The following is a 24,054-nucleotide window of genomic DNA, read 5'->3' on the forward strand; positions in this document are numbered from 1 at the left end:
GCATTGTTGCAGATATGTGAAAAACGATCATAAACCTAAAAAATGTGCTAGGCAACACCAATTTAAATTCTGCCAAAATAAAAATTGCCGTATTTCCTTGCGGGAAACACGGCAATTTCTTTTAAACTTTGGTCAGTTTACTTTGTTTAACTTATTTGTAAATCAAATTTGGCAACCACATTGTGATTTGCGGTACGTAGGTAATCAACAAAAGGAAGCCTATCATCGTCAGCAACCATGGCAAAACGGCCACAGTTAACTCTGTAATCCCCATTTTGGTGATTCCTGATGCCACATACAGGTTCAGGCCAACTGGTGGGTGGCACATCCCCACTTCCATATTGACCACCATGATGATGCCGAAATGTACAGGGTCAATGCCCAGTTTCATCGCAACTGGGAACAGGATAGGAGCCATGATCAGTACGATTGATGACGGCTCCATCACATTACCAGCCAGCAGCAAGAGGATATTCACAACCAGTAAGAAACTGATGACGCCAAAACCTTTGTCCATGATCCAGCCAGCCATGGCTTGCGGGATATTTTCGCTGGTCATCAGGAAAGAGAACAAAACAGCATTGGTGATGATGTACAACAGCATCGCTGACATCGCGGCAGAATCCAGCAAGACCTTGGGCACTTTCTTGATGGTCATGTCCTTGTACACAAACACGGCGACAACGAAGGCATATACAGCAGATACTGCAGCCGCTTCCGTAGGCGTGAACATACCGGTATAGATACCACCCATGACGATGACTATCAGCAGCAAACCCCAAGCGCTCTTGCGGAATGCAGCCCAGCGTTCTGCCCAACTTGCTTTTGGCATGCGTGGATAATTATGTTTTTTCGCCAGGAACCAGGTCGTCAGTCCCAAAAAGAAAGCCAGCAACAATCCTGGCACGACACCAGCCATGAACAACTGTCCTACTGATGTATTAGTAGAGACTGAATACATCACCATGACAATAGATGGTGGTATCAGAATACCCAACGCACCTGAGGTAGTAATCACGCCAGCCCCAAAGCCTTTTGGATAACCCTGCTTCACCATCGCAGGCAAAATGATGGAACCAATCGCCACCACGGTTGCCGGAGAAGATCCAGAGACTGCAGCAAACAATGCACAGGCCATGACGCCAGCCAACGCCAGGCCACCATGCCAGTGCCCTACCATAGAGGCCGCAAAGTTAATCATGCGCCGCGCCACACCACCATGTGTGAGGAAATTACCTGCAAGAATGAAGAATGGAATCGCCATGATTTCAAACTTCTCGATTCCGGTAAATAATTTCAGAGCTACCGACTCAATAGGTACCTGGGTCATGGTGAACAGGAAAGTCAGCACTGTCAGGCCCAACGATATTGAAATCGGCATGCCTGTCAGCATGAGGACTAACAACAGGATAAATATAATCGCGGCGTTCATGCTTTCACCTCTTCATCCAGACCTTCAACATGGGCGTGATCGTGCTTGGGCAACTCACCAGTTTTAATGAAATTCCATGTCACTTGCAGGAAGCGGAAACACATCAGATAAGAGCCCAGCGGTATCGCCAGATATACCCACCACATCGGGATCTCCATATCAGCCGATGTCTGGTCTGTATGCGCCATTTCCCAGACAAAACTTGCACCCAGGGTGCCAACGATACCCGTGAACAAGGCACCAGACAGCAAACCAAGTATGACGAACTTGTTACGCCATTGCGGATTCATTTTATTGATGAGCACGTCAACGCCAACGTGGATACCGGTGCGGACGCCGTAGGCTGCACCAAACTTTGCCATCCACACAAACATATAGATGGTCAGTTCCTGGGCCCAACTGGTGTTGAGTGTCAGCAAATAATCCTGCACAACAGGTATAGCGAAGCCTGACAGGTAGCGGTGTACTACCGCAATAAAAATAACAATGGTGGCCGCGCCCATGAGGGTCGCGATCAGCCATTCTTCAAGGTGATCCAGAAATTTCATATAAGCTCCTGAACTGGGTAGCAGAACGCTGACCCGGAACCATGCGCGGACGCGCAGACTGTAGAAGGTGCCACCACGACCATGTCATGGTGGCAGGCAGAATATTATTTGAAGCCGAGTTTGACGGCTTCTTTATTCACGTTGGCAATCAAGTCTTTGCCTATGCGACCTTCCATATCTTTTTGCACTGGCAACAGGGATTTGCGCCATTCGGCCTTTTCCTTGTCAGTCAACACATAGACTGTAGTTTTGCCTGATTTTTTGACTGCTTCCAGTGAATTGTCGTTTTCTTGCTGGGCAATGGCATTGGCGTACTTGGTTGCCGATTTCATTGCTTCATCCAGTTGTGCACGAACATCTGCTGGCAAGCCATCCCAGAATTTTTTGTTGACGATAACGGCATATCCCAGGTAACCGTGATTGGTCACCGTTACATGCTTTTGCACTTCATGCATCTTTTGGGTATACAGATTGGATGGCGGGTTCTCTGTACCATCAACCACGCCTGTTTGCAGTGCCTGATACACTTCAGAGAAAGCCAGCACCTGTGGGTTGGCACCCAACGCGCGCATTTGCGCATCCAATACCTTGGATGACTGTATGCGCAGTTTTTGACCTTTCATGTCCGCAGGCAAGTGCATAGGCTTGTTGGAAGACATGACCTTGAAGCCATTGTCCCAGAATGCCAGACCAGTAATACCCTTGGGCTCCAGCTTTTTCATCAAATCCTTGCCGATTGCACCTTCAGTCACCGCATAAAGCACATCTTTGGATGGGAAAATATAAGGCAAATCAAAGACTTCGAATTCTTTTACGCCCAAAGGACCAAACTTGGCCAGAGAAGGTGCCAGCATCTGCACGGCACCCAGTTGCAGGGCTTCCAGTTCTTCTTTATCCTTGTACAAGGTGCTGTTAGGATACAGCTCAACCTTGACACGGCCTTTGGTAGCCTTTTCAGCCAGTTCCTTGAAACGCTCAGCAGCCTTCCCTTTTGGTGTGTCATTTGCTACAACATGACTGAATTTAATAACAATAGGAGCCTGTGCAAATGCAGCACCACTCACCAAAGAGGCTGCCACCAGAGTAAACAGCAGGGATTTCAATTTCATCTAAGTCTCCAATCGTTATAAGGGTTATTGCACAGATTATTCCAAGCACAGCATCATCTTGCAACTGTGGAAAACCACAAGGCTTAATTATTGTGCGATGGTTGTGTAATGATTATGCAGTGTTTGTGCGATGTATTTGTCGATAAATCACGCTCTGAAGTAAACTAGGGTCATGAAAAGCCTTCACCGTTCCCAATCCTGGCCCAATCAAAAGTGGCGCTGGATTATTCCCATCTTGCTGTTGTTGTTATTCTTGTCCACGCTGATCTGGCTGCCGTGGCAGGCGCAGCGCATGGAAGCCAATGAGCGTCAGGAGCAACTGATCGCTGATTCGCTATGGGTAGAGCAGGCCATACAATTCCAGCTCAACCGCAATGACGAAGTCTTGCGCCAGATAGGCAATGAAATCAAATCGGCCAAGTTGCAAAAAGATGCCGTGCTTGATCGCTTTCGCACCATACTCAAGAACAATCGAGAAATCCAGCGCATCGCCTGGTATGACACCAACAATAAATTGCTGGTCGATACCCGCGAGGTCATACCGGCAAATAATGACAGAGTGCCCCTGCCCAAGTTTGAATTTGGCGAACTTGATGTCACTGAAGAAACGGTGTGCATGAAGCCGGTTTTGGAAATCAATGCCAAGAATGCCTATCTCATGCATTGCCAGATCCCCCTGATCAAAGACGATCACCGGGTAGGCAGCATCATGATCAGTTACCGCATGAATGCCATTCTGGAAGAACTGGTGCCCTGGTGGTTTGCCCAGGATAACCAGATCACCATCACCGACATTGACGACCGCATCCTGGCGGAGCGGAGCGCCGGTGGTAGCGGCAAAAACGTGTATACCCACAGCCGTGCCTGGGAATTGCCCAGCCTGACCCTCGTCTTGCGCACCAATAGCATCAAGACCGAACCCAAGCTTTTGTCGAACTTGCTGGTATTGTCGGTCATCCTGCTTTCTATCGGCCTGATCTGGAGCCTGCTGGCCCTGTGGCGCGATATCAACCGCAGGCTGGCGGCAGAGGGGGCGCTGCGCAAGCAGGTCACCTTCCGCGCCGCCATGGAAAACTCCCTGGTCACCGGTTTGCGCGCGCGTGACATGGAAGGCCGCCTGACTTATGTGAATCCGGCTTTTTGCCGCATGGTGGGTTTCCCGGCAGAAGAAATCATAGGCATGGTGCCACCCATGCCTTACTGGGCACCGGAAGCCATAGAAGAATACCAGCAGCGCTTTACCCAGTTACTGGCGGGTACCGTGCCGTCCGAAGGTTTCGAGACGACATACCAGCATGCCAGCGGCGAGCGCATCCCGGTACTGATCTATGAATCTGCCCTCATTGATGAACAGGGAAAACAGGCTGGCTGGATGAGCTCCATCCTCGACATTTCTGAGCTCAGGCGGGCCCAGGAACTGACGCGTCAGCAAGAAGAAAAGCTGCACACCAGTGCCAAACTGGCGACCATGGGTGAAATTGCTTCGATGCTGGCGCATGAACTGAACCAGCCACTGGCCGCCATATCGAGTTACACCACAGGAGCAGTCAACCTTTTGCAGGCGGGCATGATAGACCGCAGCCTGTTCCAGAGTGCGCTCGAAAAAGTCAATGCCCAGGCGCAGCGTGCAGGGCAAATCATACGCAGCGTGCACGAGTTCGTAAAAAAACGCGAAGCTGCCCGTGAGCCCCTGCAAATTGCCGACCTCATACAAAGTGCCATGCCGCTGGTGGAACTACAGGCGCAGGCCAGCCATGTCGCCCTGCAATGGAAGGTAAGGCCCAAACTGCCACTGGTGCTGGCAGACAGGGTATTGCTGGAGCAAGTCTTGCTGAACCTGACCAGGAATGCCATCGAGGCCATGCAAAGCACGGCACCTGAAAAACGCATACTGCGGGTAGAAGCTGCGCTGGATGAGGCCGCCAAGCAAGTGATCGTCAGCGTGACCGACCGCGGCCACGGCATACCGGCAGAGGTGGCCGAGAAACTGTTCTCGCCATTTTTCACTACCAAGTCTGCAGGCATGGGCATGGGTTTGAACATTTGCCGCACTGCCATAGAATTCCACGGCGGCAAGCTCTCACATCATGAAAACCCTGCCGGTGGTACTATTTTCCAATTCGCTATACCTATACAAGACTATCCGAGCGCATCAAGTTAACAAGAAATACATAATGCGCCACACAAAAAACGGGAGATACCATGCTACATATTATTGACGATGAAGAGGTCATACGTGACTCTTTATCATGGCTGGCCAGGTCCAGGCAAATTGCCGCACACAGCTATGAAAGCGCAGAAAAATTCCTGCTGGCTCTCGACAAACCCCTGATCTTTGACAGCCAGGGTGACTGCATCCTGCTGGACGTGCGCATGCCCGGCCTGACCGGCATCAACCTGTTTGAAATGCTGGCAGCCCGGCAATTGACCAAACGCCTGCCCGTGATTTTCCTGACTGGCCATGGCGATGTACCGATGGCAGTAGATACACTGAAGCGTGGTGCCTTTGATTTTTTTGAAAAACCCTTTAATGACAACAAGCTCATGGACAGAGTGCAAGAAGCCCTGGCCATCTCGCGCCAGGCAGGTTCTGCCGCGCTGGTCCATGACCGTCTTGCCAGCCTGTCTGCCCGGGAAAAAGAAGTACTGGACCTGATCCTGCTCGGAAAAATGAACAAGGTCATCGCCGACCAGCTCGGTATCAGCATGCGCACGGTGGAAGTACACCGTGCCCATATCTTTGACAAGATGCAGGTCAAGACTGCGGTAGAGCTGGCGGGCTTGCTCAAGTAAATAATTGAAGTAAAGCCGATGTCCATCTTCACCCTGCTCTTTCCCGACTTCAGCCTGATATTGATCGGTTTTCTGCTGGCACGTCATGCGCACTGGGGTGGACATTTTTGGGCCGGGGTGGAAAAGATTGTTTATTTCATCATGTTTCCGGCGCTGCTGTTTTATACCACCTCGCGCACCCGTTTTGATTTTCATTCAACGGGGCACTTGCTACAGGTCGCTGTCATCACTACCGGCTGTGGCATGCTGCTGGGCTGGCTGGCCAAGTTCATGTTTACCACAGCGCCCAGGATATTTGAATCAGGCGTGCAAACCGCATTTCGTTTTAATTCCTATATCGCGCTGGCGATTGCCTCACGTCTCGCAGGTGATGAAGGTACAGCACTGATGGCCTTGTTGATAGGCTTTCTGGTACCGCTCTGTAATATGGGTGCGGTATATGCGCTGGCCCATAATAGCGGCAGGCTAATGAAAGAAATCGCCAGCAACCCGCTGGTCGTTGGTACCGCCAGCGGTGTCTTGTTCAGTGTGCTGGAAATACCCATGCCTGAAGGTATTGCCGCTACCCTGTCGCGGCTGGGCAATGCCTCAATTGCGCTGGGCTTGCTGGCAGTGGGTGCCGGGATGCGCCTGTCTGGCTTGCGCGAGGCCAAGGGTATAGCCGCCTATTTTTTATCGGTGAAACTGCTGGCCCTGCCGTTCATCGCCCTGCTGCTCGGTCGCTGGCTGGAACTGCCGCCGCTGCAATTGCAAATCGCCGTCGTCTTTTGCGCTCTGCCTACCGCATCCAGTGCTTATGTGCTCGCAGCACGCATGGGCGGCAACGGGCCATTCGTGGCATTTCTGATTTCTGCCAGCACGGTGTTGTCGGTGCTGACTTTGCCGGTGTGGTTGAGTTTGGTGCGGTGATCGTCAAGGATAAATGAAAGCAACAATATAGCGAGCGGTCGCTTTGACGTTGCCGTTGACTTTGGGGTTGCTGTTGACTTTCAGCAGTTCCCATGTGTAGCCGCCATTTGTGCAGTACAGAAAATGGAATAAGAAGAGCCGCTGTTTGAGCCGCAGGCGAGTTTCGGATCTTCCCATTTTTTGTACTGCACAAATGGGCACCCCGAAGGGGCGGTTACGCCTGGGTCGCCTTTCTTTGAATTCTTTCTTTGGCGACGCAAAGAAAGAATTTCGGCCGCCGGGCCGAGACCCGGCTTGTATCCACGAAGGGCAATCGCTTTAATCAAAGTACGGCAAAACAACGAACGCCGCTGGGCTCCAGCGTTCGCTGGAGCGACGAAATTAAGGACACGGTTTATCAATCTGCATTCGATGAACTCACGGAATCCGAAAAACTAAACCGCCTCCACTCCATGCCTCCCCAAAGCCCAAACCACATGCTCCCTCACCATCTCAGAAGAATGCCCCAGCCGTGCCTGTAAAGCTGCCACGATTTCAGCATCTCCCCGCATGCTGACCGCCGCATTTCCCAGCCCAACTGCAATATTCCGCAACCACCTCTCATGCCCTATGCGCCGTATCGGGCTGCCCTCCAGCACGCGCAGGAATTGCTCTTCAGTCCATGCAAACAAGTGCACCATGCGGGCATTGTCGAGGCCATTGCGGACAGAAAAATCATCCACGGCTGCCGCCTGGGCAAATTTGTTCCAGGGGCACACCAACTGGCAATCATCGCAGCCATATACCCGATTACCTATCAGGGGACGCAATTCCACCGGTATGCTGCCGTGCAATTCTATGGTCAGGTACGACACGCACAAACGCGCATCGACGGTATAAGGTGCGACTATCGCCTTGGTCGGGCAAACATCCATACAGGCGCTGCACTGGCCGCAGTGCTGGCCGACTGGTTCATCAACAGGCAAGGGAATGTCAATCAGGATTTCACCGAGAAAGAACATTGAACCAGCCTCGCGACTGAGTAACAGACTATGTTTTCCGCGCCAGCCCAGGCCAGCCTTGGCTGCCAGCGCCACTTCCATGACGGGGGCAGAATCGGTAAAGACCCGGTAACCGAACGGGCCTATGGCTTTTTCTATGCGTTCGGCCAGTTGTTGCAGGCGGGTACGCAAGACTTTATGGTAGTCGCGGCCACGCGCATACAGGGAGATCACAGCCTTGTCTGCCGCCTGCCCCTGCTCTTCAGCACGCCAGCTGTCAGTCTTGGGCAGATAATTCATACGGGCAGAAATCACCCTGACCGTGCCCGGCACCAGCTCAGCCGGACGGGTGCGTTTGGTACCGTGGCTGGCCATGTACGCCATTTCGCCGTGGTAACCGGCATCCAGCCAGGCCTGGAAGCTGCCTTCTATATGCGACAGATCGACGTCACCTATGCGCAGCTCTGCAAAGCCCAGCTCCTTGCCCCACAGGCGTATTTGCCCCGCCAGGTCGGCCAGGGCTGTACTGTCCAGACTCACGTGCCCGCCCCTCTGTAGTACACAGATTGAGGGTGTTGTGCTATGTTAGGCAGATTCATGAATAGGAACTTTGCAGGAAATGTCACATTATAAGACCACACTCGCCGATGAAGCAGCTACCCAGGCACTGGGTAAATGCCTGGCGCATGCGCTGACGCCGGGCATGAGTATCTTTTTGCATGGCGACCTGGGTGCAGGCAAGACCGCCCTGACCCGCGCCATGATTCATGCCGCAGGCCATAGCGGCAACGTCAAAAGCCCTACCTATACCCTGGCCGAACCTTACCAGGTCAGCATCAAGGGTCAGGCTGTCACCATCATGCATTTTGACCTGTATCGCATGATCAGTGCAGATGAATTTGCCGAAGCGGGCTTCCGCGAAGAGTTTAATGACAGCAATATCTGCGTCGTGGAGTGGCCAGAGAAAGCCGATGGTGTGCTGCCAGAACCTGATTTGAATGTATTTTTGCGCGTCGCCGGCGACGGTCGTGAGGTAGAATTGCACGCGTTGTCTGCTAAAGGTATCGCATGTCTCGCATCACTCAAGTTCGCCCCGAATCTGTAAACGCTGAAAAACCTGAAAGTACGTCTGGTACTGATACAGCGCGCACCCAAAAACGCCGCGTCCTGCTCAAGGCAGGCGGTACCCTGCTGCTCTCTGTCCTGGCACCTGCTGCCAGGGCGGCGCAGATACTTGCCGTGCGCGTCTGGCCAGCAGAAGACTATACCCGCGTCACGCTGGAAAATGACAGTGAGCTCAAAACCAATCACTTCGTACTGAAAGACCCGTATCGCCTGTTTGTCGATATCGAGGGCCTGGAGCTGAATGCAAAGCTCAAGGAACTGGTCGCCAAGATCAAGTCAAACGACCCCTACATCAAGCAGGTACGCGTAGGCCAGAACCGCCCCAACGTCGTGCGCCTGGTGTTCGACCTCAAAGAAGAAGTCAGCCCGCAGGTATTTACCCTGCCACCGGTAGGCAATTACAAGCACAGGCTGGTATTCGATCTTTACCCCGCCAATCCAACAGACCCGCTCGCTGCCTTGATAGAAAAAGGCGAATGGAACAAGGAACCCGGTGCCATCAACCAGGCACCGGTAGCTACGGCAAACCCTGCCGATATACTCGCGGGCAAAACCGAACCCAAACCAGAGCCCAAGCCAGAAATCAAGCTTGATCCGCAACCAGAAGTCAAACCCGGTGCGCCTGCCATAGAAAAGCAGGAAAAACCGGTACAGCTGACGCGCATGATCACCATCGCCATTGACCCTGGTCATGGCGGTGAAGACCCAGGTGCCATAGGCCGTGGCGGCAGCCGTGAAAAAGATGTGGTGCTGGCAATTGCAAAACGCCTCAAGGCCAAGATAGAGCAGCATCCGAATATGCGCGTCATGCTGACCCGTGACTCTGATTATTTTGTGCCTTTGAATGTCCGGGTGCAAAAAGCCCGCGCAGTGCAGGCTGATCTGTTCATGTCGGTGCATGCAGATGCCTTTGTCAATTCCAGCGCACGCGGCTCATCTGTATTTATCCTGTCAGAAAAAGGGGCGAGTTCGACTGCCGCACGCTGGCTGGCAGACAAAGAAAATGCTGCCGACCTGATTGGTGGCGTCAATATCAAGACCCATGACAAACAGTTGGCTAGCGTCTTGCTCGATTTATCGACCACCGCACAAATCAATGACAGCCTCAAGCTGGGCAAGGTCGTGCTCAGTGAGATCAGCGGCATCAACAGACTGCACAAGGGCTCAGTTGAACAGGCTGGCTTTGCGGTATTGAAAGCACCTGACATCCCCAGCATCTTGATAGAAACCGCCTTCATCTCCAACCCGGAAGAAGAAGCCAAGCTGACCGACAATGCCTACCAGGATCAACTGGCAGATGCAGTCATGAAGGGTATCAAGAAATATTTTTCCAAGAACCCGCCGCTGGCTAAAAACCGTATGACCTGAGAATATCCATGGGTGAAAACAATTGAAATCACTTATTCTGTCCGTGCTGATGTTGGCAATTGCTGCACCTGGCCGGGCCGAAGATATAGCCAACATTCCCGCTTATGTGGAAATGAAAGTTCTCAGTTGCTCCTCGGCCCTGCCATTGATAGAGCAAAAGGTAAAAGGAGAGGGTTATTCCGCAAAAGAACTGGAAGAAACCCGCATCTCGGCCAAGTATTTTAGTCTGTTCACTGCCCAGCCCTTACAGGAAGTCGAATACATACGATCCTACTATGATCATGGTGTAGACACTTACAAAGGACGGATAAAAACCCTGGACAAGGCAGTTGTGCGCCAATTCATGTCACCGGGGCATGATCTCGATTTTTGCAATACCTACTATCTTGGCAAGACGCAGGTTTTTGAGACCACTAAAGGCCTGTCCTGCGGTGAAACCAAAGCCAGTCAAAAACATGTCACTGTCGCGCAATGTCTGACCGACTTACCAACAGGACATGGTCTGCAAGTGAAAATTAGCGATATGAAGAAGTTCCCGGCACGCTGAATCACACATGGCGAACGTGCTTGGAACTCACTAAGGCCAGCATGCCTCATTTATCTTTGTCAGTACCTGTTCAAGTACATCCAGCGGAACCGATCCTATCGCCAGCCGCAAAGCCTGTGGCGCAGTTTTTCCAGCGTTAAAAGCATCGGCGGTTGCCACCATAATGCCCTGCTCTGCCAACGCTGTGGCGACTTGTTCCGCTCTCAAAGTATCAGGCAAACTCAACCACAAATAATAAGAAGAGGGATGGGCTGTCAGCATGCAAGCATGCAGCGCTGCTCGCGCCAGCTTCTGCCTTTGCCTGGCATCCTTGCGCTTTCTTGTTTCCAGTTCATCGACAACACCAGATTCTATCCAACGGCAAGCCAGGGCGATCATCAATGAGGGTGTATTACCTGAGCTGACACGTATCGCTGTTTCCAGCGCTGGTATCAACGCTGGCGGCGCAGCCAGCATGCCTATGCGCAAACCCGATGCCACACTTTTTGACAGGCCGGAAATATACACCGTCTGTTCAGGCGCATAGGTAAACACCGGCTTGGGTGCAGGTTCTGCCAGAAAGGCATAGGCCCCATCTTCGATGATCAGGAATTGATGTTTTTTTGCCAGTTGCGCGAGTTGCTGGCGCTCTGTATCTGTCATCACCGTACCCATGGGATTATGCATGGTGGGCATCACATACACGGCACGCACTGGCCGTCGTTTGCACAGCGCAGCCAGGGCTGGCAAGTTCAATTTGCCTTCTGCCAGTGGCAAGGCTTCCACGTCCAGCCGCGCTGATTGCGCCAGGGTTTTCATGCCGGGGAAAGTCAGCGCATCCATGACCAGAATATCGCCGGGTGCCAGCAAGGCCAGCACCGTCACCGCCAGCGCCTGCTGTGCACCATTGACGATCAGTACCTGCTCAGCAGGCAGGCGCAAACCACGATTGCGCAGATGCCGGGCAATGATTTGCCGCTCATGCGGACGGCCACCTTGTGGCGCTGCATGGAGCAAGGCATCCAGGTCACCCGAGCTGGCGATTGCACGCAAGCCTTCGCGCAGCATTTCATCCTGACCTGGCAGACAGGGATAATTGAAAATCAAATCTACCGCACCAGTTTGCAAAGTCTGCTGTTCCAGCCCCAGGCGACGCGGCAAGCTGGTGTCGCGTACAAAAGTCCCGCGCCCCATCTCGCAAGCTACCAGGCCATGCGCTTCCAGTTCTATATAAACGCGTGAAGCTGTCGCCAGGGCAATACCATGTTCCTGCATGAGCTTGCGCAAGGTTGGCAACTGCATACCAGGCCGCAATTTGCCACTGCGTATGCGGGCAGCATAATCATCAACGATGGATTTATAACGGGCGAAAGCCATAAGATAGTATCTAGAACAATTTTTTTACTGTATCAGGTCAAGAGACTACACTGCCTGCATCTTTTCAGCAATCACCAGGAAGCCACCATGATCAGCCTGAGTACTTTCGCCACCTTCAGCATTGCTGTCTTGCTGCTGCTATGCTCACCCGGCCCTAACATGGCCTTTGTCATGACTTGCGGCATGCAATACGGTGTACGTGGCGGCGCTGCTGCCGCCCTGGGCATAGGTGCAGCTGACATCCTCCTGACGCTGCTGACTGCCTGCGGCATCACCGCCATCATCACAGCATGGCCACCATCGTTTGACTTGATACGCTATGCGGGCGCAATGTATTTGCTGTGGATGGCTTACAAGGCCCTGCGTAATCCTGCTTCAGCAATACCAGCTACGGCTCAGGCAGTGGCGTTACGCACAGTTTTTGCCCGGTCTTGCCTGAACAGCCTGCTCAATCCCAAGGCCTTGTTATTCTTCATGGTGTTCTTGCCGCAATTTGTCGATGTACAAGCAGGGATGGTCACGCAGCAATTATTGCTACTGGGTTCGACACTGACCATCATCAGCACTGTCTTTCATACCCTGCTAAGCAGTTTTGGCCATGTGATACGCCAGACCCTGATGCGCCATGCCAAAGTCGCCAAATTGCAGGCGCGCATACTGGCGGCGATATTGTCCCTGCTGGCCTTGCGTTTATTGCTGATGACACGCTAGTGGCAAAGCATTTCAGGGGGCACTGTTATCTGTATGCTATGATTTACCGCCATAGACTAACCAATGAGGGCAATTCTCGCCCTCTTACAGGAAATATCCGCCCCTGTGGCAATCAAAACCATCTTGAATGTAAGCGCCCTGGCTGGCGTAAAGATCACTTCCCGCCTCATAGGATACACAGCATTCGGCGTATTTCTGAACCTGGTTTTATTGCTGTTTTTTACCAGCTGGGCTGGCAGGGGTCACAGTGGCCTGCCCCTGCTTGTGCTGTGCGTAGTGACCTTACTGGCACCCATTTTGTATTTTTTGATGGGTAAAAAACAGGGCATAGCCGCAGCCCTGCACTTTTTGGCAGAGCGCCATGGCTCTGACCTGAGCCAGTTTGTCGTCAGCAAACTGACTGACAACTACCCACAACTGCTGGACAAGGCCCACTCCGCTGGCAGCACCAGCGCCGTCATCCATGAAAAAATTAGCGCGCAACTCAATAAGATGAGCGAGCAATCCACCGTCAACAAAATGGTGTTTGGCACTCTGCTGCAAAAGTTTGATTTTATTTCTGTGATAAGCCGGGTATTGGAAAACAATCCCGCCGCAGGCTCAGAAAGCCGTGAAGAAACTGCAGACAGGATAGCCAGGGCCCTGCAAGAAAAATTGAATGCCAATGATTTGAAACCGGATTTACAGGCACCAGCCAGGCTGGTCGCTGGCAATATTGCAGCGGCATTGTTTTGTGCGAGTATATTGCCTGTTATATTCAGGTAGGGAGTGAAGAGCTTGGATAGTGCGTAGGTTGGGCCGGATTCGTAGGTTGGGCTACGCTTCACCAGCCCAACACTGGGCGATTAAATAACGTATGCGTTTATGGAAGCCGAGTGTTGGGCTGATACCCCGTAGCCCAACCTACAATCCGTAGTCCAACAACATGGCCCAACCCATAATATTACCCACCCACACTCGCATCCGAATCACAAGCCGTGCCCGCCGCTATCCAGCGTTTTACCCGTCTCGCAAACCAGCTCTGCCACGAAATCGGCAGCAAACGCACATAATTCGCAGGCTGCACTAACATCCCGCAGCGATATTGCTGCACATCCGCATGCCACTCCAGCGCCTGGCAACTGCCACGAAATTGCAATAAGAACACCCGCGCCACCGGGCAAGGCTCAGCCGCGCAGCACACCCCACAACCATTGCAAGACTGACCCAGGGCAGGCTTGGCTGGTGCACTGGCTTGCAACCAGATAACCGTGGATGAAGTCTGCCGGGGCTTCAAGATAAGAACCCGCTTTCAAGAAGGTTTGCGTTTGCCCCTGAAGAGTCGCCACAGGCCACCCAGCACGACCGGGATGACTGCAGCACCAACGCCAACCAGGACTACCGTATTCAAATGGTCACGCAGAATAGGAATATTACCAAAATAATAACCAGCAAGCACCACACTGAACACCCACAGCAAGGCACCCAGCACATTGTAGAGCTGGAAAGTCTTGTGCGTCATCTCGGAGAAACCTGCCACAAAAGGCGCAAAGGTACGTACCAGAGGAATAAAACGTGCCAGCACCACCGTCTTGCCGCCATGCTTTTCATAAAACATATGCGTTTTCATCAAGGCATTGCGGTCTATCCAGCGGAAATCTTTTTCCATGACCTTGTGCCCCAGCAGGCTGCCTATCCAGTAATTGATGGAGTTACCAGTGATGGAGGCAATCACCAGCAAGGCGATCAGCACCCAGACATTGATGGGGGCATCGGGCGCGGCGCACAGAGCACCGGCGATGAACAACAGCGAATCCCCTGGCAGGAAAGGGAAAACAACAAAAGCCGTTTCACAAAATACGATGGCAAACAAAATGACATACACCAGTGCGCCATACTGCGTAACGAAAGTGCCCAGCATTTTATCGACATGCAAGATCACGTCGAGGAGTTGCATAAAATCCATTATTGTCCCAGGGTCTAGATAGTCTGTACATAAAGCCGCCGCAATCATACACCAGACGGCAATGTCTGAGACGCCTGACAGGTATAATCATGGCATGAATTCGAACCCTGCTACCCATCGCCCCATACAGGCACTGCCCGACAACCTGATCTCACAGATCGCCGCTGGCGAAGTCGTGGAACGGCCCTCTGCCGTCGTCAAGGAAGTACTGGAAAACGCCCTCGATGCCGGTGCCAGCAATGTTGTCATCCGCCTGGAAGAAGGCGGCGTCAAGCGCATTGCCATCACCGACAATGGCCGCGGCATACCGCCAGACCAGTTAACACTGGCCGTAGCCCGCCATGCCACCTCCAAGATCGCCAGCCTTGATGAGCTTGAGCATGTTGCCACTCTGGGCTTTCGCGGTGAGGCTTTAGCCTCCATCGCCTCGGTATCCCTGCTGACGCTGACCACCCGCACCGTAGATGCACCCCATGCCTGGCAGATAGAAAACGGCAAGGTCTCACCCGCCTCCGGCGCGCAAGGCACGACCGTGGACGTGCAAGACCTGTATTACAACACCCCGGCCAGGCGCAAGTTTTTAAAGTCTGAGCAGACAGAATTTGGCCATTGCGCCGAGATCGTGCGCCGCATCGCCCTGGCCAGACCCGATGTCTCGTTTTCACTGAGCCACAATGGCAAGGCCGTCGATCACTGGAATGTCAGCGCCATCGACAAGCGCAGTGCGCAAATTCTGGGCGAAGCATTCTCGAATGCCCGCCTGTCACTCGATGAAAGTGCAGGCCCCTTGCGCATACACGGCTTTGTTGGTCTACCTACAGCATCCAAGGCCCGCGCCGATGCGCAGTTCTTTTACGTCAATGGCCGCTTCGTGCGCGACAAACTGCTGACGCATGCCGTGCGTGCTGCTTATCAGGACGTATTGCACGGTGACCGTTATCCATCCTATGTACTGGGGTTGGATCTGGACCCCGCGCTGGTCGATGTGAATGTGCACCCATCCAAGATAGAAGTACGCTTCCGCGACAGCCGCTCTGTGCATCAGTTTGTCTTCCATGCAGTCAGCCGCGCCTTGGCGCAAACATCGGCGACTGCATTTGGTACTGTACCCGGCCCCATGTCTGCTGTCTCTGGCATCGCTGCACCTGCAAATGGAGGTACGCCTTGGATAGCCGGTGAGCAAACCACCTTTGCAGCGCAGTTTGCCAACCCATCCCCCTATGCTGGTGGTGGAGGTGGCGCAAGTAGCGGCAGCGGCTACGGCAATGCCTACCAAAACCCCTACCGCCCACAGCCAAATGGCGGCGTCACCCAAAGCATGGAAAGCTATGGCGCCTTCTTCCGCCCCAATGCAAATAGTGGCGTCAACGAGACCAGTGCCAGCTATGCCCCTGCCAACCAGGTTGCCAACAGCCTGCCAGATGACGACTACCCCCTGGGTTTCGCCCTCGCCCAATTACATGGCGTGTACGTGCTGGCACAAAACAGCAAGGGTCTGGTATTGGTCGATATGCATGCCGCCCATGAACGCATACTCTACGAACAATTAAAAAACGCCCTGGATGAAAACAGCATGCCGGTGCAACCCATGCTGATCCCCATCACCTTCTTTGCCGATGCAGTAGAAGTCGGCACGGTAGAAGAACATCAGGACACCTTGAAAGCCCTGGGTTTTGACATGGCCGCCATCTCGCCAACTACGCTGGCCGTACGCGCCGTGCCAGCGCTCCTGAAGAATGCCGATGCCCAGTCACTGGCGCGTGATGTCTTGCGTGAAGTGCGCGAATTTGGCGGCTCCCGCGTGTTGATAGACAGGCGCAATGAATTGCTCGGCACCCTGGCCTGCCACACCGCCGTGCGCGCCAACCGCAGCCTGACCGTACCAGAAATGAATGCCCTGCTGCGCCAGATGGAACATACAGAACGCTCAGACCAGTGCAACCACGGTCGCCCGACCTGGGTGCAACTGGGTTTGAATGATCTCGACAAGATGTTCTTGCGTGGTCAATGACGTGCCCAAAAGCGTGATCAATACCGTGCAGACATCCAAAGCATCCGGGAAACAGACAGCCCAGGCCATCACCCAGTTCTCGACAGCGCCCCTGTTCTTTTTGATTGCCGCATTTTTGATGCTGCAACCCTTAAGCACTGACCTGTATCTGGCATCGCTGCCCAGCCTGGCGGCAGTGTTTGATGTGCCTGCCTCAACAGTACAACTGACGCTGTCCATCTTTGTCGCTGGCTTTGGTGGCGCACAGTTAATCATAGGCCCTTTGTCTGACCGCTTTGGCCGTCGCCCTGTGGTGATAACGGGGCTGAGTCTCTACCTGCTCGCCAGCCTCTTGTGTGCCGCATCGCAAAGCATGGGCATGCTCATCATTGCGCGCTTTTTGCAGGCGCTGGGCTGCTGCTCTGCCGTCATCATTGCGCGTGCGATAGTGCGAGATGCTTATGATCCGCAAGATAGTATCAAGGTCATTTCCAAGGCCAGTAGCTGGGTATCTGCCGCGCCTTTGCTGGGGCCTATCCTGGGTTCATTTTTGCAAGTCAATCTGGGCTGGCGTGCAGCGTTTTTTGTACATGCCTTGCTGGCAGCGGCCTTGCTCATCATGGTCATCTTGCGCCTGCCAGAAACCAATCTGTATAAAGACGCCAAAGCCACCAATGTCAGCGGCTTGCTGCGCAATTACCGCATCGTGCTGGGTGCGCCTGTGTTCTGGGTATATGCCTTGCCGGGTGCATTGTCGTATGGATCAATTTTTGTCTTTATCTCTGGCGCATCCTTTGTACTGATCAAGGTGCTGCTTTTGCCTACAGCCTGGTTTGGTTATTGTTTTGCCTTTGGTGTATCTGGCTACCTCAGTGGCACCGTGGTATGCCGCCGCCTGCATGCGCGCTTTGGCACCAAAATCACCATGCGCATAGGCAGCAGCCTGTCTCTCGCTGCTGGTGCGACCTTTCTGGCAATGACACTGGCAGGTGTGCAGCACTGGACCATGATACCGCCCATCATGTTCATGACCATGGGTGCGCATGGCATCAACTTCCCTATTTCGCAATCCAATTCGGTCTCGCCTTTCCCGCAACAGGCAGGCACTGCCGCTGGCCTCATGGGTGCGCTGTATATGGTGGTCGCCTTTATCGTCGGCAGCATCGTTGGTGCCACGCATAATGGCACGGTCTATCCGCTCGCCATCATCGCCTGCAGCATGGGCAGCCTTATTTTTATCGCCGCCCGTGTCTTACCAGCACTGATCCCGGCAGAACAACCTGTATGAATATCCACACAACTACGTCAGTACAAAAAGTCATCGCCATCATGGGGCCTACCGCCTCAGGCAAAACCGCTGCCGCGCTGGAAATTGCGCGCCACTACCCGGCAGAAATCATCTCCGTCGATTCTGCCCTTGTTTACCGCGACATGAACATAGGCACGGCCAAACCCAATGCAGCAGAACTGGCCGCCGTACCCCACCACCTCATCGACATCATCGACCCGGCAGAATCCTACTCGGTAGCGCAATTTCGCAAAGACACGCAAAGACTGGTCAGCGAGATACAAGCCAGGGGCAAACTGCCCCTGCTGGTAGGCGGCACCATGATGTATTTCAAAGCCCTGATGGATGGCCTGGACGACCTGCCCGGCGCAGACCCCGCCATACGTGCAGAACTCGATGCAGAAGCCGCCCGCATAGGCGTACCCGGCCTGCACGCCAGACTGACAACGCTCGACCCCGAAACCGCGGCAAGGCTCAAACCACAAGACAGCCAACGCATACAACGCGCCCTCGAAATCATTGCCATCACCGGGCAGCCCATGTCCGCCCTGCTGGCCAAACAGGAACGCGCCGCCCCGCCCTTTGACATGCACGCCATCTCGCTGGAACCATCCGACCGTAGCGTACTGCACCAGCGCATCGCCCTGCGCTTTGACACCATGCTAAAGCAAGGCTTTATCGATGAAGTCAAAGCCCTAAAACAAAGACCAGACCTGCACGCCAACCTGCCATCCATACGCTGCGTAGGCTACCGCCAGGCCTGGGATTATCTCGATGGCATAACCACCCTGGCAGAAATGCGCGAACTAGGCATCATCGCCACCCGCCAACTCGCCAAACGCCAGGTCACCTGGCTAAGATCCATGCCAAACCGCATTATCATCGACTGCCTGGCAACCGATGCACAGGCACAAATCATGGACAGCGTCAGACAGGCACTAGCAATCCCAGAGTGAACCCCAGTCAAGCTCACTACGAGCTTTGCTGGGAACCTCAGTACGAACCTCATTTTTAACAATACGCAGCGTAATTCAGACACAAAACCAGAAATGCTTTGCTTTTTAGGCAAAAATAGCCGCAGTTTCCATCAAAATCTGGTTTTGCATATTGACAGTCAAAAGCCAAACTGACATAATCGCAGGCTTCTTGGTGATATAGCTCAGTTGGTTAGAGCACAGCACTCATAATGCTGGGGTCGGTGGTTCAAGTCCACCTATCACCACCAGAATTTTCTTGCAGAGCGATCTGCCAGATGCAAAGAACCCGCTTTTAGCCTTGTGCTTGAGCGGGTTTTTTGTTTGCTTCGCGCCCTAATCTTCATAAGAACTAACGAAGATATTTAAAGTTGGCAGTATTTTCTTATTTGCTATTTTAAATGGGTATTTAAACAATCAGATAAGTTAATATCTCTTTGATAAAATATATGCCACTAGATTAGATACTTCGTACGCTTTCACTATTAATAAACCTCATGAGAGACTTGCCAATGATCAATAACGATTTTTCTGGATCGGCCGAGATCAATGATGAAGGCATCAAGAAGCATTTTAAAAACTATGATTCGTGGCAAGCAATCTTTGAATTAATTTGGAATGGATTTGATGCTAACGCAAAATCTGTAACCGTTTCAGTTGAGGAAAATGAGCTTGGGTCCACAGAGTTAGTTTGGATAATTGACGATGGTGATGGGATTGATTTTTTACATCCTGAAAATAATTTTAAAAAATTTAACGACTCTTTAAAAAAAGAAGACGCTGACCAGCACGGATCACATGGTAGGGGGCGGCTTGCATTTCACAAACTCTGCCACAAAGCAACATGGCATACTCGTTTTAACGGCGCTGATGCACAAATCAGCATAAACGAAAGTAGTATTAAAAAATTTTCCGGCATAAAAATTGACTCAAAAATTCAACATCCAAAATTAAAATTTTCAAATAGTGGGACGTGTGTAGAACTATCAAATATTCATCAGAACTTGCCAGCGATTGAGAAATTGATAGAGCACTTAGCAAACGAATTTGGATGGTATTTGGCTCTGAATCCTAGCCGAAGCATTACAGTAAATGGCAATAAAATTCCCGTGCCAGCCCATGAAATTTTCTCAAAAAAAATTAACGCAAAAGATATTGCTTTTGAAATTAAAGTGATTTGCTGGGATCAAAAGCCAAGCTCAGAGAAATCCTACACTTATCTCTTAAATAGTAACAATAAAGTGGTGCACCGGGAATTAAGTAGTTTAAATAACAAAGCCAACTTTTTTACTAGTGTCTATGTTTCATCGTCATGGGCAGATCATTTCTGCACTAAGAAAAATGACCTATTTACGGTATCAGAAAACAATCCAGAATCACAGATTTGGAAAATTTTAAGTAAGGAATTAGGTGAATTTACACAATCTGTGTATGACGCGTTCCTACGAAAATTTGTCGATTTTGAAATTGAAAAATTTAGCAATGACGGAGTATTTCCTGAATACAAAGGAGAAGATCCTTCTTACGCAAAATGGAAACTCAGCAATACAAAAGAATTGGTAAAAACAATTTTTTTGGCAGATCCGTCAGTATTCTCCTCATTAAATAAGAAGCAACGGAAAATCATTGTTCGATTCTTGGACAAGCTAGCTGTTTCAAATGAAAACGATAGCTTATTTGAAGTCTTAGATAGCGTCCTTGATTTAGATTCAAGCGCGTTAAATACATTAGCGTACCAACTAAAGCGAACAAAGCTTGAAAATATAATTGCGACGATTGAAGTGCTTCAAAGACGCCAGCAAGCGGTAGACAAACTTCGTGAAATAATGAATTTCAAATATAAGGATGTTTTAGAAACACCTGACTTACAGAAAATTATAGAAAACAACACATGGCTTTTCGGACCAAAGTACGAAACAATTGGAGCAGAAGAGGATAGCTTTACAAAAATAGTAAAAGATTTGCGCAACGCATTAAAAGACATTAATCAAATTTCAAATAATGATCTTGAAGACGGGGCTACTATAGAAGGTGCGAAACGCCAAGTAGATTTATTCCTGGCGAGAAAAATGCCAACCCTAGATTCTGCGGGAAATAAAATTTTTAAGTGCGTGATTATAGAAATTAAAAGGCCCAGTGTTGCACTCAATGTTACACATCTTCGACAACTAGACGACTACGCAGCAATTCTAAAAAAATATCCCGCTTTTAGTAGCGAAAAAATACATTTCGAGTTGATTTTGGTGGGTAGAAAAATTTCAAATGCAGATACTGAAATTGGAAGTCGTCTAAGCAATCTCATTCACAAAGGTGAATTAGGCTTAGTTACTGATGATGGATCATCAAAACGTTACGTCAAAAACTGGTTCACAATTCTAGATGAATTTGATCTTTCCAATGGGTTCATGCTCCAAAATCTCAAACTGCAAAGAGATAGTTATACAGAAGTTTCAGAGACACAGCTAATCGATGAGTTACAAACTATTCCAAATTGAAGTGGCTACCGACGAAGAGTTTAATGGCCATAATGGGGCCGATTGCCCAGCATGTTTGCCAGCCGGACTACGTCGCGCTATGGTTTGACAACGCCCATGTTTTACCTGCAGGCGCTGATGTTTGTCGATTACCTTAAGGCCAATAATCACACGGCATTTAGCAAGGCATTGCATGATATTGCCATTGGCAAGGATTTTCCAGAGCAGTCTCAAGTCGGCTTACAAGGTATCGGTTGTGTCATACTAGCCCGCATTTATCGCGTCAGTCGGCTCCATCATGTCGCTGGCAGAAGAAGGTAAGATGGCAGTCACGGACAATATCAACATTTACCTGTCTACTCCACACAAGGCAAGCAGATCAATATAGAAAACCCGCTGACACACTCCAAGAAATGCTTGAATCGACTGCTTTAAAAGTAATGCTTAACTCGCTATGCACCAACAACATCCTGTGAATTTTCGTGATGTCAGCGATGCCTTGGGGCTTTGGCTTGATGATGTGCCGTTTCCAATTGGGCGCTTAATTCGTGGCGGTAAGTTTGACACCATATCTACACTCGCAGATTTGGGGTCTCCCAAGACAATTATCAATTTGCGGCAAGGGCCCGACCCACAACATCTCGACGCAAAACTGATACACCTTCCTGCTACTGATTCAGTTGAGAATTACGACACCAGTCATTCAAAGGTACGTCGTTGGATTGCCACGGTCCTGGAAGCCTTAGTTGATCCCGCAACTCAATGGCCGGTCTATATTCATTGCACCTCGGGGCGGGATCGTACTGGTGTCGTAGTTGCTGCCACATTGTTACTCATAGGCATCCCCAGAGAAGTCGTTGTTGAGGAATTTTTATTGAGCAGCGATGCCGAACGCGAATCTGTTTTGCAGGCAATTGATGGATTGTGCAATCGTTCACATGATCCGCTGGTCGATCCACAAAGACTGAAGCAAGCACTTTTTGGCATTTAGTGACGCACTTTGCTAGATTATTTGCGTCTGTGCGACCCACGTTTAGAGCCCAATCCTATTTAGTAGCAGTCAACGACAGGAGTGATTGTCGAGGTAAAGCCAGGCATTATTCAACACACACCAAACGTAGTAGCTCGCCAAGGCTTACTGACATAGCGTTGCGCAACAATTTCAAGAGCTAGGGTAGTTTATTATCGGGCAGCTGACAAAACTGATAAGAAGGTATCAGCTTATCCACATTATCCGGTATCGACACAAGGCTTTCTTGTCTGTATCTTGATAATGCGCTCAATTGGCGCATTTCATAACCTGTCGAGGAAGACGATCATGTTGAAAATAGTAGTTGCCATGTTGATGCTATTGGCTATCCCTGTGTTTGCTCTAGAAGTGACTGAAAGCGCACTTAAAGGTAGCTGAAGAATTGTTTCGTTTAACGGCACTCTCAATGAAGATGATGACAGATGGGAATATAACGCACATCACATGACACAAGTGACCTATTCAACGAGCGGCAAGATTCATATGATGAGTCCATCGGTATATTACATCACGGACGGTCATTTGCTGGCGTTCGATTTTGGAATCCTGAAAATAAGTCAATTCGACAATAAGACCATGAAAGCCAGCGTCAGTGGAACAGACTTTGTATTTGAAAAAGCCAGTGATGATGTGTATGTGAAGCCAAAGGCGAAAGAAAAAACAATATCCAAAGAAGTCGTTGACATGGCGTCTAGCATGGCGAAAGCACTATTTGGCCAGGGTGAAGAAAATGCCGAAGCATTGAATTGCTCCAAAGCTGTCAAAGACAGCTGGCGTTTTCTGGATCAATCAATATTGCAAGGAAAAGTCAATTTTAACGATGGTTATCTCAGTAGCCAGGAACTTGCCAACACTAGCAAAAAAATCAACGCCGTTCGCGATGCGATTGACATAAATTCGTGTGAGGCTTCGCACGGGAAAACGAAAGAATTCTATCTTTGTCTTAGCAATCCGAAAAACATCATTTTGTATTGCGCAGAAAAATATCAATTCAACGCAAGTCCCAATGCATCTCTCGCCAAGTGAGCGTCACCTGTTTCAGACCTCATCTCAAAAGAGTGACGCCCTGATGATACCTGTAGTACCGCCATGCACTCAGAATATGTATGTTTCTCTGAGAACTTTTGACGTTTCTACTACGCTCTCGTTCAGAAGACACGATTTTCCTGGAATGAGTATCACCCGAGGGCGATGTTGAAGTAAGGTATCAGGTTTTGCCCACCAAGATCGACGCAACAGGTTCGGCGTTGAGCTGATTGATGTGACTTAGGTAGGAAAAGACGCTTACCCCATGAGCACATAGCATCGTTTAATATGTCACATATAGCCAACTCATTGCCTGCAATCGCGAGCCTGTAAAAAAATCTGTGTAAGTTCTCCCGGAACTATTGGTGAGCGTTGATGCGCTCCCCAAATTCTATATCAAAGCGATTCAATGCCTGTCGCCAGTGTTGTATAGGCATGGTCCATTTCTT

The 24,054-nt window shown here is 50.8% G+C and carries 22 protein-coding genes and 1 tRNA gene; 16 read left to right on the plus strand and 7 right to left on the minus strand.

The window, feature by feature from the left end; translation table 11 throughout:
• Positions 1–151: 151 nt before the first annotated feature.
• The 3 genes from ACO0LN_RS16370 to ACO0LN_RS16380 all read right to left on the minus strand — a co-directional run bounded on the left by ACO0LN_RS16370 (position 152) and on the right by ACO0LN_RS16380 (position 3,089).
• The gene (locus ACO0LN_RS16370) at positions 152–1,432 is read right to left on the minus strand and encodes a TRAP transporter large permease (RefSeq protein WP_422975596.1); all 1,281 of its coding nucleotides are present in this window, start codon (positions 1,430–1,432) and stop codon (positions 152–154) included.
• Positions 1,429–1,980 carry a TRAP transporter small permease gene (locus tag ACO0LN_RS16375; protein WP_422975598.1) on the minus strand — a complete coding sequence of 184 codons (552 nt, stop codon included), beginning with the start codon at positions 1,978–1,980 and terminating at the stop codon, positions 1,429–1,431. The genes ACO0LN_RS16370 and ACO0LN_RS16375 overlap by 4 nt, the downstream gene beginning before the upstream one ends.
• Positions 1,981–2,084: 104 nt before the next feature.
• Positions 2,085–3,089, minus strand: coding sequence for a TRAP transporter substrate-binding protein (locus ACO0LN_RS16380; RefSeq protein ID WP_422975600.1), 1,005 nt, complete (start codon positions 3,087–3,089; stop codon positions 2,085–2,087).
• A gap of 172 nt (positions 3,090–3,261) precedes the next feature.
• Between ACO0LN_RS16380 and ACO0LN_RS16385 the strand changes: the two genes are divergently transcribed.
• Genes ACO0LN_RS16385 through ACO0LN_RS16395 form a run of 3 tightly spaced genes read left to right on the plus strand, consistent with a single transcriptional unit; the run spans position 3,262 to position 6,791 of the window.
• Positions 3,262–5,250, plus strand: a complete 1,989-nt coding sequence (locus tag ACO0LN_RS16385; RefSeq protein ID WP_422975602.1) for a sensor histidine kinase — start codon at positions 3,262–3,264, stop codon at positions 5,248–5,250.
• A gap of 41 nt (positions 5,251–5,291) precedes the next feature.
• Positions 5,292–5,882, plus strand: a complete 591-nt coding sequence (locus tag ACO0LN_RS16390) for a response regulator transcription factor (protein ID WP_162040165.1) — start codon at positions 5,292–5,294, stop codon at positions 5,880–5,882.
• A gap of 18 nt (positions 5,883–5,900) precedes the next feature.
• A complete protein-coding gene (locus ACO0LN_RS16395; RefSeq protein WP_422975604.1) occupies positions 5,901–6,791 on the plus strand; it encodes an AEC family transporter in 891 nt (296 codons plus the stop codon).
• Positions 6,792–7,225: 434 nt separating this feature from the next.
• On the opposite strand, the gene queG is transcribed toward ACO0LN_RS16395, so the two are convergent.
• A complete protein-coding gene (queG, locus tag ACO0LN_RS16400) occupies positions 7,226–8,311 on the minus strand; it encodes a tRNA epoxyqueuosine(34) reductase QueG (protein ID WP_422975606.1) in 1,086 nt (361 codons plus the stop codon).
• A 79-nt stretch (positions 8,312–8,390) separates the two neighbouring features.
• Here queG and tsaE point away from each other — a divergent pair, with 79 nt between their 5' ends.
• From tsaE to ACO0LN_RS16415, 3 genes are read left to right on the plus strand one after another with little or no spacing between them, the layout of a single operon-like run.
• Positions 8,391–8,876, plus strand: coding sequence for a tRNA (adenosine(37)-N6)-threonylcarbamoyltransferase complex ATPase subunit type 1 TsaE (tsaE, locus tag ACO0LN_RS16405; RefSeq protein ID WP_422953594.1), 486 nt, complete (start codon positions 8,391–8,393; stop codon positions 8,874–8,876).
• The gene (locus tag ACO0LN_RS16410; RefSeq protein ID WP_422975608.1) at positions 8,840–10,264 is read left to right on the plus strand and encodes an N-acetylmuramoyl-L-alanine amidase; all 1,425 of its coding nucleotides are present in this window, start codon (positions 8,840–8,842) and stop codon (positions 10,262–10,264) included. The genes tsaE and ACO0LN_RS16410 overlap by 37 nt, the downstream gene beginning before the upstream one ends.
• Positions 10,265–10,286: 22 nt before the next feature.
• A complete protein-coding gene (locus ACO0LN_RS16415) occupies positions 10,287–10,811 on the plus strand; it encodes a hypothetical protein (protein ID WP_422975610.1) in 525 nt (174 codons plus the stop codon).
• A 30-nt stretch (positions 10,812–10,841) separates the two neighbouring features.
• Here ACO0LN_RS16415 and ACO0LN_RS16420 read toward each other — a convergent pair whose 3' ends face one another.
• A complete protein-coding gene (locus ACO0LN_RS16420; RefSeq protein ID WP_422975612.1) occupies positions 10,842–12,167 on the minus strand; it encodes a PLP-dependent aminotransferase family protein in 1,326 nt (441 codons plus the stop codon).
• Between the two features lie 87 nt (positions 12,168–12,254).
• Between ACO0LN_RS16420 and ACO0LN_RS16425 the strand changes: the two genes are divergently transcribed.
• Both ACO0LN_RS16425 and ACO0LN_RS16430 read left to right on the plus strand, forming a co-directional pair.
• Entirely contained in the window at positions 12,255–12,878 is a 624-nt protein-coding gene (locus tag ACO0LN_RS16425; RefSeq protein ID WP_422975614.1) for a LysE family translocator, read from the plus strand.
• A 105-nt stretch (positions 12,879–12,983) separates the two neighbouring features.
• Complete coding sequence (locus ACO0LN_RS16430; RefSeq protein ID WP_422975616.1) at positions 12,984–13,643, plus strand: hypothetical protein; 660 nt, start codon at positions 12,984–12,986, stop codon at positions 13,641–13,643.
• Positions 13,644–13,821: 178 nt separating this feature from the next.
• On the opposite strand, the gene ACO0LN_RS16435 is transcribed toward ACO0LN_RS16430, so the two are convergent.
• Together ACO0LN_RS16435 and ACO0LN_RS16440 are read right to left on the minus strand one after the other, a co-directional pair.
• A complete protein-coding gene (locus tag ACO0LN_RS16435; RefSeq protein ID WP_174247570.1) occupies positions 13,822–14,154 on the minus strand; it encodes a hypothetical protein in 333 nt (110 codons plus the stop codon).
• Positions 14,155–14,169: 15 nt separating this feature from the next.
• Complete coding sequence (locus ACO0LN_RS16440) at positions 14,170–14,823, minus strand: DedA family protein (RefSeq protein ID WP_162040155.1); 654 nt, start codon at positions 14,821–14,823, stop codon at positions 14,170–14,172.
• A gap of 94 nt (positions 14,824–14,917) precedes the next feature.
• Here ACO0LN_RS16440 and mutL point away from each other — a divergent pair, with 94 nt between their 5' ends.
• The 8 genes from mutL to ACO0LN_RS16480 all read left to right on the plus strand — a co-directional run bounded on the left by mutL (position 14,918) and on the right by ACO0LN_RS16480 (position 23,605).
• The gene (gene mutL, locus ACO0LN_RS16445; protein ID WP_422975618.1) at positions 14,918–16,834 is read left to right on the plus strand and encodes a DNA mismatch repair endonuclease MutL; all 1,917 of its coding nucleotides are present in this window, start codon (positions 14,918–14,920) and stop codon (positions 16,832–16,834) included.
• A gap of 1 nt (position 16,835) precedes the next feature.
• Positions 16,836–18,101: a multidrug effflux MFS transporter gene (locus ACO0LN_RS16450; protein WP_422975620.1), complete on the plus strand. Its 1,266-nt coding sequence runs from the start codon at positions 16,836–16,838 to the stop codon at positions 18,099–18,101.
• Positions 18,098–19,057, plus strand: a complete 960-nt coding sequence (miaA, locus tag ACO0LN_RS16455; protein ID WP_422975622.1) for a tRNA (adenosine(37)-N6)-dimethylallyltransferase MiaA — start codon at positions 18,098–18,100, stop codon at positions 19,055–19,057. Before ACO0LN_RS16450 ends, miaA begins: the two co-directional genes overlap by 4 nt.
• Positions 19,058–19,249: 192 nt before the next feature.
• A tRNA-Met gene (locus ACO0LN_RS16460) sits at positions 19,250–19,326 on the plus strand.
• 246 nt (positions 19,327–19,572) lie between these two features.
• Entirely contained in the window at positions 19,573–21,570 is a 1,998-nt protein-coding gene (locus ACO0LN_RS16465; protein ID WP_422975624.1) for an ATP-binding protein, read from the plus strand.
• A 96-nt stretch (positions 21,571–21,666) separates the two neighbouring features.
• Entirely contained in the window at positions 21,667–21,870 is a 204-nt protein-coding gene (locus ACO0LN_RS16470; RefSeq protein WP_422975626.1) for a hypothetical protein, read from the plus strand.
• A gap of 133 nt (positions 21,871–22,003) precedes the next feature.
• The gene (locus ACO0LN_RS16475; RefSeq protein WP_422975628.1) at positions 22,004–22,540 is read left to right on the plus strand and encodes a tyrosine-protein phosphatase; all 537 of its coding nucleotides are present in this window, start codon (positions 22,004–22,006) and stop codon (positions 22,538–22,540) included.
• A gap of 483 nt (positions 22,541–23,023) precedes the next feature.
• Positions 23,024–23,605, plus strand: a complete 582-nt coding sequence (locus tag ACO0LN_RS16480) for a hypothetical protein (RefSeq protein WP_422975630.1) — start codon at positions 23,024–23,026, stop codon at positions 23,603–23,605.
• The last annotated feature ends 449 nt before the right edge of the window (positions 23,606–24,054 follow it).

This window comes from Undibacterium sp. TC9W, from assembly GCF_049339865.1.
In the GTDB taxonomy this organism is placed as follows: domain Bacteria; phylum Pseudomonadota; class Gammaproteobacteria; order Burkholderiales; family Burkholderiaceae_D; genus Undibacterium.